The 13219-nt window shown below is 47.9% G+C and carries 10 protein-coding genes and 1 tRNA gene; 3 read left to right on the top strand and 8 right to left on the bottom strand.

Translation table 11 applies throughout. The features are described 5' to 3' along the window. Positions 1-326 precede the first annotated feature (326 nt). The 4 genes from MP213Fo_RS06855 to aroA all read right to left on the bottom strand — a co-directional run bounded on the left by MP213Fo_RS06855 (position 327) and on the right by aroA (position 5409). Positions 327-1292, bottom strand: a complete 966-nt coding sequence (locus MP213Fo_RS06855) for an ABC transporter substrate-binding protein (RefSeq protein ID WP_421090878.1) — start codon at positions 1290-1292, stop codon at positions 327-329. A gap of 229 nt (positions 1293-1521) precedes the next feature. Next, the gene (gene rpsA / locus MP213Fo_RS06850; protein WP_421090877.1) at positions 1522-3222 is read right to left on the bottom strand and encodes a 30S ribosomal protein S1; all 1701 of its coding nucleotides are present in this window, start codon (positions 3220-3222) and stop codon (positions 1522-1524) included. Positions 3223-3397: 175 nt separating this feature from the next. Then, positions 3398-4039 (bottom strand): (d)CMP kinase, encoded by a 642-nt coding sequence (cmk, locus tag MP213Fo_RS06845; protein WP_421090876.1) that lies wholly within the window; start codon positions 4037-4039, stop codon positions 3398-3400. 5 nt (positions 4040-4044) lie between these two features. After that, a complete protein-coding gene (aroA, locus tag MP213Fo_RS06840; protein WP_421090875.1) occupies positions 4045-5409 on the bottom strand; it encodes a 3-phosphoshikimate 1-carboxyvinyltransferase in 1365 nt (454 codons plus the stop codon). Positions 5410-5752: 343 nt separating this feature from the next. On the opposite strand from aroA, the gene MP213Fo_RS06835 reads away from it, so the two are divergent. The 3 genes from MP213Fo_RS06835 (at position 5753) to MP213Fo_RS06825 (ending at position 7511) form a co-directional block, all read left to right on the top strand. Further along, positions 5753-6148 carry a TIGR02300 family protein gene (locus MP213Fo_RS06835; protein ID WP_421090874.1) on the top strand — a complete coding sequence of 132 codons (396 nt, stop codon included), beginning with the start codon at positions 5753-5755 and terminating at the stop codon, positions 6146-6148. A gap of 363 nt (positions 6149-6511) precedes the next feature. Next, a tRNA-Ala gene (locus MP213Fo_RS06830) sits at positions 6512-6587 on the top strand. A 141-nt stretch (positions 6588-6728) separates the two neighbouring features. Then, positions 6729-7511: a GNAT family N-acetyltransferase gene (locus MP213Fo_RS06825; protein WP_421090873.1), complete on the top strand. Its 783-nt coding sequence runs from the start codon at positions 6729-6731 to the stop codon at positions 7509-7511. 34 nt (positions 7512-7545) lie between these two features. Here MP213Fo_RS06825 and MP213Fo_RS06820 read toward each other — a convergent pair whose 3' ends face one another. From MP213Fo_RS06820 to MP213Fo_RS06805, 4 genes are all read right to left on the bottom strand, one after another. Further along, complete coding sequence (locus MP213Fo_RS06820; RefSeq protein ID WP_421090872.1) at positions 7546-7815, bottom strand: hypothetical protein; 270 nt, start codon at positions 7813-7815, stop codon at positions 7546-7548. A 273-nt stretch (positions 7816-8088) separates the two neighbouring features. Further along, on the bottom strand, positions 8089-8940 hold the full coding sequence (locus MP213Fo_RS06815; protein ID WP_421090871.1) for a hypothetical protein: 852 nt from the start codon (positions 8938-8940) through the stop codon (positions 8089-8091). Between the two features lie 56 nt (positions 8941-8996). Next, entirely contained in the window at positions 8997-9914 is a 918-nt protein-coding gene (locus tag MP213Fo_RS06810) for a hypothetical protein (protein ID WP_421090870.1), read from the bottom strand. A gap of 278 nt (positions 9915-10192) precedes the next feature. Next, positions 10193-11842, bottom strand: a complete 1650-nt coding sequence (locus tag MP213Fo_RS06805; RefSeq protein WP_421090869.1) for an FMN-binding glutamate synthase family protein — start codon at positions 11840-11842, stop codon at positions 10193-10195. Between the last annotated feature and the right edge of the window lie 1377 nt (positions 11843-13219).

The following is a 13219-nucleotide window of genomic DNA, read 5'->3' as shown; positions in this document are numbered from 1 at the left end:
TGACAATGCGTAAAACCTAAGATCTAGAGCGAGCACTGCGATCCAACCTGAACGTTACCCGCTCTAAAGCATTTCACTATCAAGTTGGATCAACTTGATAGCTATGACAATGCGGAAAAGCTAAAATCTAGAGCGAGCGCTGCGATCCTAGCTGAACGTTACCCGCTCTAGAGCATTTCACTATCAAGTTGGATCAACTTGATAGCTATGACAATGCGATAAATCTAGAATCTAGAGCGAGCACTGCGATCCAACCTGAACGTTACCCGCTCTAGTTTGAGGGCTTTGCTTTTATAGTGGTTAAACTTTGAGCAAAAAAGCGCGCATTAATAAGTATGTGTGGCCTTTTTGAGCAACGCATCGGGAATTTTTAATCCCAGCCTGTCAGCCTGCGTGACATTGATAGAAAAACCGCTGGTATCGGGCACAATAACCGGAATATCTCCGGGATTTTCCCCATCAAGCACTTTGCGCACCAAATCTGCTGCCAGATTACCAATTTGTACAAAGTCATACGAACCGGATAAAATCGCCCCTTTGCTCACCGCTTCATTGAGCGAGCCGAACATCGGAATTTTGGCTTCATTGGTAATTTTATAAATACCCGGTATAGCGCTCATCGTTGCCGGATCTCCCGGCAGCAAAACGGCATCAACACGACCAATCAGCGATTGCGCGGCTTGAATGGCTTCCCCCGTATTGGCAATCGCGGCTATCACCGGTGTCAGACCGCGCTTTTCCATATGATTAAGTGCACGTTTGGCCAGATAGTCTCCGGCGGGATCACCGGCCTTATAGATGATGCCAACGGTTTTGAGTTGCGGCAGAACGCTGATCATTGCATCAATATCTGCTTCTACCGGTGCCGGATTGGCAATGCCGGTGATATTCTCGCCGGGCTTTGCCATGGAATTGACAACACCACCTTCGGCAGGGGTGGCGGAGCCCGCAAAAATAATCGGAATTGTCTTTGTGAGTTTACGGAAAATTTGTGCGCCGGGCGTGGTGATAGCAAAAATCACATCACATTCATCGCTGACAAAGCCCTGAGCGACAATCTGCAAAGTTGCAGGGTCACCTTCCGGATTCTGAATAACAAGGTTTTTAGCGGAGATTTGATTGCGCTCCAGCCCTTGTTTAAAGCCGGTGACAATATCATCGATCACGGTGACGGTTGAGTATTGATTAACACAGATTTTTGGTTCCTCAGCGCTTGAATCCAATGTGCTTAGTAGTAAAGCTGATAACAAGGTGGCGCTGAATATCTGGCTATGCATTTTTAAAAGGCTCATCTTTTTCCCCGATATTATGCTGATGAGTGCATTCTGCGATTGTTGTTTTTATACAGAATGTGGTGCTTAACCTCTATTTATGGTAGTTTATCCCAATAAATAGGATTTAATCCTTTTAATTGGAATCGATCGCACCTGTCAATCTTAAGGCATTTGAGGCTTGGCCAAAAATTGGCAATAAAAAAGCCCACCGGTTAGGCGGGCTTTTTCAATAATCGCAGAGATCAGATTAGTTTGTTTCTGACTTCTTCATTGCTGCAGCAAGAATATCACCGAGCGATGCGCTGCCATCAGCGGAACCGTACTGTGCAACTGCTTCTTTTTCTTCAGCAATTTCAAGCGCCTTGATGGAAACCTGCAGCTTGCGGGTCTTCTTGTCGAAGGAGATGACGCGAGCGTCAAACTTCTGGCCAACAGAGAAGCGTTCCGGACGCTGTTCATCACGGTCACGGGAAAGATCCGCACGACGGATGAAGGTGTCGATTTCGTGATCAACCAGCTTCACTTCCAGACCACCATCGGTAACAGCAGTTACTTCACAGGCAACAACAGCGTTCTTACGCAGTTCACCTGAAGTGGCGGCTTCACCAACGCTGTCGCCTGTCAGCTGCTTAATGCCGAGCGAGATGCGTTCTTTATCGATATCAACATCAAGAACAACGGCTTTAACAACGTCACCCTTGTTGAATTCTTCGATAACCTGTTCGCCCGGACGGTTCCAGTCGAGATCCGACAAGTGAACCATACCGTCTACATCGCCGTCGAGACCAATGAACAGGCCGAATTCGGTCTTGTTCTTAACTTCGCCTTCAACAACGCTGTTGGTTGGGTATTTCTGAGCGAAAGTTGTCCATGGATTGTCGAGGGTCTGCTTGAGACCGAGCGAAATACGACGCTTGACCGGATCCACTTCGAGAACAACCACTTCGACTTCCTGGGATGTCGAAAGGATTTTGCCCGGATGTACGTTCTTCTTTGTCCATGACATTTCGGAAACGTGGATCAGACCTTCAATACCTGGTTCGATTTCAACAAATGCACCGTAGTCGGTGATGTTGGTTACGTTACCGGTGATCTTCTGGCCAATCGGATATTTCGCACCGATACCATCCCAAGGATCATTTTCAAGCTGCTTCATACCAAGGGAAATACGATGAGTTTCCTGGTTGATGCGGATGATCTGAACCTTAACCGACTGACCGATTGTCAGGATTTCGGAAGGATGGTTCACACGGCGCCATGCCATGTCGGTCACGTGCAGCAGGCCGTCAATGCCGCCGAGGTCAACGAACGCACCGTAATCGGTGATGTTCTTGACTACGCCGTCAACAACCTGACCTTCTTCAAGGTTCTGAACGATTTCTGAACGCTGTTCCGCACGGGATTCTTCCAGAACGGTACGGCGGGACACAACGATGTTACCGCGACGCTTGTCCATTTTCAGGATTTCAAACGGCTGCGGGTTGTGCATCAAGGGGGTCACGTCGCGGATTGGACGAATGTCAACCTGTGAACGTGGCAGGAACGCAACGGCACCATCGAGATCAACGGTGAAACCACCTTTAACCTGATTGAAGATAACGCCGTCAACGCGTTCACCTTTGCCGAATTTCTCTTCGAGGCGAACCCAGCTTTCTTCGCGGCGAGCTTTTTCGCGCGACAGAACAGCTTCGCCAAGCGCGTTTTCGATACGCTCAACGTAAACTTCAACGATGTCGCCCGGCTTCATTGAGCCGTCTTTGCCCTTGGCACCGAATTCCTTCAGCGGCACGCGGCCTTCAACTTTGAGACCTGCATCGATGATTGCCATGTCTTTTTCGATGGCAACAATACGGCCCTTAACAACATAACCTTCTGCAAGGTCATTATTGGCGAAGGACTCAGCCAGCAGAGCTTCAAAATCTTCGCGTGTCGGGTTAAAATCTGACATGTAGACTCCTGATGTATCCGTGAAACTCACGGATACTGCGCCGGGGGTTGGTGTTTCTAATATGTCTGAAGACAAGCCGTTCTTTAAAAGAACAATCCGGCGCGTGGCCCGAAAACAGACAGTTTTATATAATTGGAGCACAATCCGGTGATGTTTCTGAAGATCAGAAGCGTAATCAGTTGCGCAATGCTGCATCTATCAGCGTTTTAGCTTCAAGAAATGCCGCCTCTATACCCATTTTACTGGTATCGATCAAGTGCGCATCGCTCGCAGGTTTTAATGGCGAGGCTTCGCGGTTCATATCGCGCTCATCACGGTGCTTCAGATCAGCCAGCACCACATTATAATCCGCATCCGGATTTTTTGCACGCATTTCATTAAACCGTCGTTCAGCCCGCACTTCGGGTGAGGCGGTGATATAGAGTTTGACCTCTGCATCGGGGCAGACAACAGTGCCGATATCGCGTCCGTCGATCACATTGCCTGGCAGGTTGAGCGCAAATTTGCGCTGTGCCTGCACCAGAGCTGTACGTACTTTGGGCATCACCGCAACAATGGATGCGGCAGTGCCGATATCATGAGCTGAAAGCACGCTGCGATCCAGACCTTTGAGGTCGAGCGCTGCGGCAACCTGCGCTGCAAGCTCTTCATCATTCAACGATAAACCTTGATCAATCAGTGCCTTAGCAACGGCCCGATAGGTCAGGCCGGTATCCAGATGATGAAAGCCGTAATGTTTTGCAAGATTGCGCGCCAGCGTGCCTTTGCCGGACGCAGCCGGGCCGTCAATGGCGATGATAAAAGCCTTGTCCCGCATCAGAGTTACTTGGCCTTTTTCGTTGAGATATCAGCACCCAGACCACGCATCATTTCCATAAATTCCGGAAACGAGGTTGCAATCATTGTAGCGTCATCAACCGTTACCGGTTTTTCGCAATTGAGCCCCAGAACCAGAAAGCTCATGGCAATGCGGTGATCAAGATGGGTGGCAACAGTGCCGCCGCCAAAACCCTTGCCGGATGGATTGCCGCGCACACTCAAGCACATTTCGCCTTCCGTGCAATCAATGCCATTGGCCTCAAGGCCGCGGGCAACGGCAGCAAGCCGGTCTGATTCTTTAACGCGCAATTCGTCGAGCCCGTCCATTATGGTTTCACCTTCCGCAAAGCTTGCGGCGATTGCCAGTATTGGATATTCGTCGATCATTGAAGGCGCACGTTCAACCGGCACAGTAATACCGGTGAGTTTGGAAGAGCGCACACGCAGATCAGCCACATCTTCACCACCGGCTAGGCGCGGATCCAGCACATCAATCTGTGCGCCCATCTCCTGCAAGGTGGTAATCAGGCCGGTACGGGTCGGGTTCATCAAAACATTGCGGATAATGAGGTCTGAACCCTCGGTAATCAACGCTGCCACCAGCGGGAAGGCGGTTGAAGACGGGTCGCCCGGCACATCAATGATCTGGCCCGTGAGCTTACCCTGACCAACAATATGAATATGGCGCACGCCATCCTTATCGGTTTCAACATTGAGATCGGCACCAAAGCCCTGCAACATTTTCTCTGTATGATCGCGGGTCATCACCGGTTCAATCACGGTGGTAACGCCCGGCGTATTCAACCCTGCCAGCAGAACCGCCGATTTAACCTGTGCAGAGGCCATTGGCACACGGTAGCGGATCGGATTGGCAGTGCGCGGGCCTTGCAATGTCAAAGGCAGGCGGTTGCCTTCTGCGGCGCTGACCTGCACACCCATTTCACGCAGCGGATTAAGCACACGTGCCATCGGGCGTGAGGTCAATGATGCATCGCCGAGAAATGAGGTTTTCATATCATAAGTGCCGACCAGCCCCATGGTCAGACGCGCACCGGTGCCGGCATTGCCGAAATCGAGCGGTGTCTCTGATTCTAGCAAGCAGCCGTTACCAGTGCCGTTGATGATCCAGATATCACCGTCTTTACGGATTTGCGCACCCATGGCTTGCATGGCTTTGCCGGTGGCCAGAATATCTTCACCTTCCAGCAGGCCGGTGATACGGGTTTCACCGGAGGCAAGACCGCCGAACATGAAAGAGCGGTGGGATATCGACTTATCACCGGGAATACGAATGTCGCCCTTCAGATCGCGCGAACGGCGCGCTGTAGCGGGGCTTGGGATAGGTTGGGTACTATGCGAATGAGACATGGTATTACAGTCAGTTTATGCTGCCGTTTTGTTATAGCTTAAGCGCAATTCAGACAGCGCGGTCAATCGAGGTGGCCAAGGTCTAGCATAGCTTGCACCACAGGTCATCTATCAATGTGCCATAAGCGGGCGAGCGTTATTTCTGTGAATTCTGCAAATAATTGGCGTATTTGGGTCACGAGGCTTGGCAAACAGGTGCGATTCAGCAAAACATGAGTCTTTAGCTTTGACAAAGTCATCAAAATCCGTTTATGCACCAAAAAACACCCAAAAGGCGTACCGGCTCTCTCTTGTTTCAGAAGATGCACGGATGCCGCAGCCGGCACAACTCATGAGGCTTGACGTGGCAAAATCTGAACTTGGCACTAAACGTATCGATCCGGAAACGGGCAAGAAATTTTATGACCTGAATAAGGACCCGATTGTTTCCCCTTATACAGGTAAGACATATCCGCTGTCTTATTTCGTCTCCACCATTGAAGCGCGTGTGGAAGAGGAAGAAGAAACAGAAACAGAAGAACTGGATGTGGCACTGGACGCACCTGAATTCGTATCTCTTGAAGATGCGGATGAAGAAGCAAAAGGCGACGACATTCCGGGTCTGGATGATGACGATGATGATGTTGATCTGGGTGACGACGATGATCCGTTCCTCACACCGGACGACGAAGACGAAGACGATGATATGGCCGATCTTCTCGGCGGCGGCACTGCCGTTGGCGATGATGATGAAGGCTGATCTCTGATCATTTGCCTTTTTATAATTATGCCCTGCGTTGTTAACAGCGCAGGGCATAATTGTTTTTAGTTATATCTCACTTGCGCCTCAGGCTGTCGGGCTCTGATTATTGAGGTTTAACGGCGGTTTAGGTGTGGCGTTCGCATTGTCAAATCTAGAGCGAGCGCTGCGATTCAACCTGATCGTTACCCGCTCTAGAGTAAATAATCAGGATATTTTAGCCAGATTAGCAAAGAGTTTGATTTTAGCCCTTGATCTTCGCTCAAAGGCAATTTATGTAGCCGACACGAACAGATCACTGGTCTGCTTCGAACCACCGAACCGACGCTCAGGTCGGCATGTTTCATAACATGATCGGATAATGGGGCCATAGCTCAGCTGGGAGAGCGCTTGCATGGCATGCAAGAGGTCAGCGGTTCGATCCCGCTTGGCTCCACCAAATCTTCAAAATAAAAAACATTGTTATAAATATAAGCTATCGAGCATCTTATCTCATGATGTGTAGTAGTTGTTTTTTCTGTTCTTCTTGTTACAGCGTTTAAACGAGCGCAGTTCAAAGCGGAGCAATGTGGATATCATTATGTCTGAACGAAACGATGCCTTGTTGAAATCGCAGTATCATCAGGCTGAAGATTATTTTTTTAGCTCTATTAGTCTCAACCACACTCATTACGCTGATCGGGCAGCCGCTTATTTGACCGGTGTAAACTCAGAAAGTCTCAATCCCTTGATCATCAGGTGTACTGGTGCTGAAAGTGATTCTGATCTTAGAGCTGGTATCGGCTTGTTCGATGCTGCTGGGCAGCTATTTAGCGTTGCCGTGCCTGACGATGCGCTGGATACGATTGATAATCAATTGCTTGCCTGCGGCTTGGCAGCTGTATACCAAACCACCGCTATGTATCTGGTGATGGATGATTTTACCCCGCATCATAGCTCTATAAGTGCCGGTGACGGCGCGATCATCACCCGTACTGATGATAATCTGATTGATTGGGTGCTGCCGCTGGAGAGTGCTTTTGAGGGTACGCCTGAGCTCACTGTTGAATACCGGCTGAGGCATCAGGCTGCACTTGATCGTAACAGGCAGTTTGCCCATTTTTCACTTTATTCAGAAAACCGGCCAGTGTGTTCGTTGACCCTGACTATGGATCATCAAATTGCGCGGTTAGACGATATCGGTACGCAGGAAGCGTTTCAGGGCAGGGGCTATGCAAGTGCGCTCATCCAGCACGCATTGATGCATGCGCGCTTAAATAATACGAAGTTGTGTTTTCTGGAAGCATCCGTGCAAGGAGCAGGTCTGTATCAAAAGGCCGGTTTCAAAAACCTGTTCGGATATACAGCCTATCAGCGCCAATAAAAAAGCTTCTCGCTTTAGATGGTAAGCCGCAGTTTTAAGTTGTAATTTTGCGGCGCGTGAACGGGCTGTGCGGAATTTCCGGTGGTGCAAATGTTTCGGCCGATGCGCGATCCCAGCGGCTGTACCAGTCAGACAGTTCTTCAATTTCAGGGCCTGAAACCAAAAAGCCGTTTGGCAGATACGGATAAGCTTCATTGCCATCCAAAAGCTCATTATCCTTTTGACGGAACATGAAGTGATATGGCATGAAATCGCGTGGATCGCTCAGCCCTGCTGCATCGGCAAGTTCGCCCAGCGCATGCATTGTATTGCGGTGGAAGCACGCACACGTGCGAACAACTGTTCGTAATCTGGACAAAAGTTCGTTGTTTTTTCGCGACTCGCCGGTTGATAATTCTGTGCAAAAAGAATGCGGTAGAATGCTTTTATCGGGTTGGGAATATTGCAGCGCTTTTATGGGGATTTCTGTAAGTTTTATTACAATGCTCGCCTTGATCGGGTATCATTGGCAACGTACTTGCGAGTGAACAGCCAATGGTGCCAATCCGTTTACCCGTGAGGATGTACGGAAAGTTTTTTAGCCAAGTTGAGCCGGTTCAATCACTTTGTTGAGTGAGTTCTTGGTAATGACAGATGGGCTATGCCGATATGCTAATGAAAAAGTATTCGAAGAAAATTCGGCTCCGGCTAAGGATGCTCTGGGTCCTTCTATAATTAAGGCTTTTGAATCACCAATTCCATCACCTATTATACCCACAGCAGATGATGTTATCTTATCAACTTGTGCTTTAAGAAGACTAGCTCTTGCGAAAGGTTGGGGCACAACACTGTGCATTAGGCTGTGATAGACAACAGGCATTTTTAACTTTAAAGAAATTGCTTGCGCTAGAGCTGTGTGAGACGGGATAGTTTGAGCATATTTTGAAAATGATGCAGCTCTTTCATTGGGGATATATTCAATGATATTTATGGATGAGTATGTTTCTTGCGGATTTATACCATTTATTGTACTCAATAAATGGTTTTTTGTATAAATATTTGCTATGTTCAAATCTTCACTTGGTTTTCTGTGCGTATCTATCATTCTAAAATAAAATATTTTTGAATCAACTATATTTAATCTTCTTTCTCCATGAAAATCGTCTATATAATTATATAAGTAATTATTGGCATTATTTAAGTAATTATGAGCTGGGCAGATATTTGCAAAGTTCGAGCTAACGAAATTAACATTTTCTTTGTAGGGATTATGTTGTTCAGGGCCACCTCTTAGCTTCATAATACTTGGTTTGTATTTCACTGCTGGTGGCGTGTGGGCTTCAAAAAGAATTTCTGCTGCTCTACTATAGCCAGAAGCTCTGAATATAGGACCTAAGCTTTTGATTGGCATCTCTACGTATTCATAGTTTTTTGAAAAGTATTCCCACATCTTTGTATTTCCCCTCATCGTTTCGTTTGAATATCCCGTTAAGAATAGAGGGCTCTCTATCCACGCTCAGCTAGTGCAACCGTGTTACTCCTTGCGTGCTGCAAAACGGCAGGCGAATTCCTTCGGGCATCAGAATTAAATTTAGGAGATGCAAATTCGACTCCGGCTAATGAGACCCGTGGTCCTTCCATCATTGGATTCGTTAAACACCCAGTTCCCTTGTTATACAGGCCTGCTAAAGCAGAATTCTGCGATCCAACTGATGCGCGACCAAAGCTTTCCGCCACTATATTTTTTTCGATGACGTCTTTCATTAGGCTGTTATAGACAACAGGCATTTTTAATTTTGAAGAAATTTCTTGTGATATAGGTGTATGAGAAGGAATAGGATTGTTTTTGTTAAACGATTGGAGGTCTTTATCTGAAACGTATTCAATTATATTTATTGATGAATATTTTTCTTGGGTATCTATCTTCGCTATTTCATTTACTAAAAAATTAGCTGCGCGAATATCAGATTCATTGTTTTTTTCACTTGATGCAATGCTTCTATTGCAAGATCTTATTTTAAATACATCTGAATTCACTACATTTAATCTTCTCGTGCCGATATGGTCGTCTAAATAATTATACGTATACTTATTATTGCGCATGCTTGCTTTGGATTCGGAATTAAAAAACAGTATATTTTCTTTGCGTGCATTGTGGTGTTGAATCCCCTCTTTGGGAATCCTGATACTTGGGTTTTCTGTAGTGTTCGTTTGTGAGGTAGTATTAAATTGCACTGTTCCTGCGGTGTTAGCGCTAGCTTCCGTAGGTAAAGGGGCGAAACGCTGCCGGATTGACATCTCTACAGTGGTATATTTTTTTGAAAAATAGAGCCACAATTTAGTCAGCGTCGATACTGGTCTGTGCTCTTGTTTATTATGGCGGCTAACTGATCTTATCCCAAGGTCTGAAAAGTAATCCAACATTGCGATATCCTTTTCATTTCTCTGTATGCGTTGAATTGGCGGATGTTCCGTAACTATGAGAGGGATTGCGATATTCCATGCCAACGTCAAAACGCTTGTTAGTAAGCGGAGTGCAGTTTTTTAAATGATTTAGTTTTAAGATGATTGAGCACTATAAGTGTTAGTTCAATTGCAATATCTTGTTGGTCGTTTTTAGAAGGCGGCTTGGAAGATGCTTGCTCAGTACGTATCTTTGCTATGTGATATAAAAAACCCGCCGAAATGGCGGGTTTTTTATATCAGCTTGCTATTTTGCGGCGCGTGAACGGGCCGTGCGGAATTTCCGGTGGTGCAAATGTTTCGGCCGATGCGCGATCCCAGCGGCTGTACCAGTCAGACAGTTCTTCAATTTCAGGGCCTGAAACCAAAAAGCCGTTTGGCAGATACGGATAAACTTCATTGCCATCCAAAAACTCATTGTCCTTTTGACGGAACATGAAGTGATATGGCATGAAATCGCGTGGATCGCTCAGCCCTGCTGCACCGGCAAGTTCGCCCAGCGCATGCATTGTATTGCGGTGGAAGCGCGCTACACGTGCGCTCTTATCGCCTACATCAACCGCACGCTGGCGCAACGGATCCTGCGTGGCAATGCCCACAGGGCAGGTATTGGTGTGGCATGACTGTGCCTGAATACAGCCGATAGCAAACATGAAGCCGCGTGCAGAGTTGCACCAGTCTGCGCCCAGAGCAAAGGTTCGCGCAATATCAAACGCGGAAACAATTTTACCTGCAGCGCCGATTCTGACCTCATGACGGATACCTGCACCGCGCAGGGTGTTATGCACGAAAGTCAGGCCTTCAAGCATCGGCATGCCAACGCGGTTAGCAAATTCAAGTGGCGCGGCACCGGTGCCGCCTTCTTTGCCATCCACCACAATGAAATCCGGATAGATGCCGGTTTTCAGCATGGCCTTGACCATAGACATGAATTCTCTGCGGTGGCCGATGCATAATTTGAAGCCGACAGGCTTGCCGCCAGAGAGTTCCCGCAGCTGGCCGATAAAATTCATCATGCCAATCGGGGTTGAAAACGTATTATGCGCGGGCGGTGAGATGCAATCCACGCCCATCGGAATACCACGCGCTTCGGCAATTTCTTTCGAAATTTTGGAAGCCGGCAACATGCCGCCATGGCCGGGTTTGGCACCTTGGCTGAGCTTGAGCTCGATCATTTTAACTTGCGGATCAGCTGCCTGAATCGCAAAGTTTTCCGGAGAGAAGCTGCCATCATCATTACGGCAGCCGAAATAACCGGACGCGACTTGATAAATAAGATCGCCGCCACCCTCACGATGATAGCGGCTGATGCTGCCTTCACCGGTATCATGGGCAAAATTGCCCATTTTAGCACCTTTGTTCAGCGCCAGAATGGCATTGGCCGACAGCGAGCCAAAGCTCATAGCTGAAATATTATACAGGCTGGCATCATAGGGTTGTTTGCACGCCGAGCCGCCAATGCGCACTCTGAAATCCGTGTCTTTAATGACTGTCGGTGCGGCAGAATGTGTGAGCCATGCATAACCGGAACTGTAAACATTCTCGATTGTGCCGAACGGACGTTTATCTTCTACACCCTTGGCGCGTTGATAAACCAGCCCGCGGGTCTGCCGGCTGAATGGTTCTTCATCGCGGTCGCCCTCGATAATATACTGACGCAGTTCAGGACGGATGCTCTCAAGCAAGAATCGCATATGCCCGATGATCGGGTAATTGCGCAAAATTGCATGTTTATGCTGCCAGATATCATGCACACCAAGAACAAGCAGGGCGCTCGAAACGGCTGTAATGAGGAGGAGCCAGTTGCTATAAAAAATTGCTCCTGCCAAGGAGGCAATTGTTATAAGCGCAACACAAGTTAACACTGCATAACGCTGATAAGAAAACATGATAGTCACCATCTATATGTGAACCAAGTGATCTCACCTGATTGTGAAATACGCTTGCCTGCTAGGGCAACACTTGGGAGGCTTGCCGGTTGCGGCCTCATTACCTCACCTTACGCATGAATGCGAGAGTGTTTATTGCGTTTCATCAGCACAGGCGAAATTCAGTACAGGTTTGGGTAAAAGAGAGACTCTTGAAAAGAGGTACGCTGCCAGATGTGAAAAAAGGAAATGCCAAAGCCAGTACCAGAGCCAGTGCCCGTTCAGAATTTGATTGCGCTGTACTTGAGTGAAATATTATTTTTTCAAAATTTCAACGCCGGTAAAAAATTTAAATTATTGAATATGTTATGTTTTTAATGGTTTTCTTTCTGTTTTGAAGCAGGATTTTCTCCCACCGTGGCGGATTGTAAATCTGTTTTGGAAGGAACTTATTAACCTTCATTTTTTATTACTTTGTGGACAGAACTCAGTAGCGTATTTTTGGTTTTTCAGGTCCATGCGTATTCCCCGATCCAATTTCTCCATTGCAACGTCTGACCGCAGTGCGGTTTCCGCTGACATGAGTGAACCTGAGGCTCCGCATCAGGAAATGCAGATGCCGGAAGCGCAGGTTTCTGAAAATTTTCTACTGACAGGGTCAGTTAATGCAGAACATGTGCAGGCAGCGCCGGTGACAGCAGACATGATGCCTGCGGCACCACTCAGCTATGCACCGGCAGTCGTGACGGAAATCACGGCCGAGCCAGTTGCTGCATCCAATTCTACCCCCTTGTCAGTTATCACGTCATACCCGCTTAGGAGTAAGCAAATGAGCAACAATTTTGCGGTTAAACATTGGATGGATCAGGACAGAGCGGCCAAGCCAGAGGACCATAAGCCTGTGGCTCAAGATATTGTGCAGCCAGCCAGCCATTCTGTCAGTCAAGTCGTCGTACAGGCCCAAACTCAGGCCCAAACCCAGGTACAGGCAGCTGTCACGGCGCCGGCTTCACCGGTCGTGCCGGGCTCTGCGGTTAATCCCAAGCCTGCTAATCCTTCAATGATCGTTAATAGCCCGCATGTCGCCTATCAGGGGCTTTCGGTTCGCGAGCAGTTCGGCTCCGGTGAGAAAGTTTGGAAAAATGCATTTGCGCTGGCAGAAAATGTGCGCTTTACCCGTACGCCTGAAAATGAGCTGATGCGCTTGCGCGCAAAGCTGATTGAAGAATTTGGTGCGGAAGAAGAAGTCCTGCCTGCAGCAGTAGTCAAAGAACAGCAGGCCGCGTCTGTGGCTGCTACTGCGGAGGCAGTTATTAGCGAGCCAGCAGTACAAGTGGCTAAACCCTCTGCATTTGAAAATCTCGTTTCGGTTGAGGCGCAGCCTGTTCGTGCGCGCAG

The organism is Pseudochrobactrum mosebachae, from assembly GCF_048914685.1.
Lineage (GTDB): Bacteria > Pseudomonadota > Alphaproteobacteria > Rhizobiales > Rhizobiaceae > Pseudochrobactrum.
Note: the sequence above shows the minus strand (reverse complement) of the source record. Positions and strands in the feature narration are given on the sequence as shown.

Coding starts and splice junctions, on each gene's coding strand:
- MP213Fo_RS06855 (WP_421090878.1), bottom strand. CDS start 1,292: ATGAGCCTTTTAAAAATGCATAGCCAGATATTCAGCGCCACCTTGTTA.
- rpsA (WP_421090877.1), bottom strand. CDS start 3,222: ATGTCAGATTTTAACCCGACACGCGAAGATTTTGAAGCTCTGCTGGCT.
- cmk (WP_421090876.1), bottom strand. CDS start 4,039: ATGCGGGACAAGGCTTTTATCATCGCCATTGACGGCCCGGCTGCGTCC.
- aroA (WP_421090875.1), bottom strand. CDS start 5,409: ATGTCTCATTCGCATAGTACCCAACCTATCCCAAGCCCCGCTACAGCG.
- MP213Fo_RS06825 (WP_421090873.1), top strand. CDS start 6,729: ATGTCTGAACGAAACGATGCCTTGTTGAAATCGCAGTATCATCAGGCT.
- MP213Fo_RS06820 (WP_421090872.1), bottom strand. CDS start 7,815: ATGCATGCGCTGGGCGAACTTGCCGATGCAGCAGGGCTGAGCGATCCA.
- MP213Fo_RS06815 (WP_421090871.1), bottom strand. CDS start 8,940: ATGTGGGAATACTTTTCAAAAAACTATGAATACGTAGAGATGCCAATC.
- MP213Fo_RS06810 (WP_421090870.1), bottom strand. CDS start 9,914: ATGTTGGATTACTTTTCAGACCTTGGGATAAGATCAGTTAGCCGCCAT.
- MP213Fo_RS06805 (WP_421090869.1), bottom strand. CDS start 11,842: ATGTTTTCTTATCAGCGTTATGCAGTGTTAACTTGTGTTGCGCTTATA.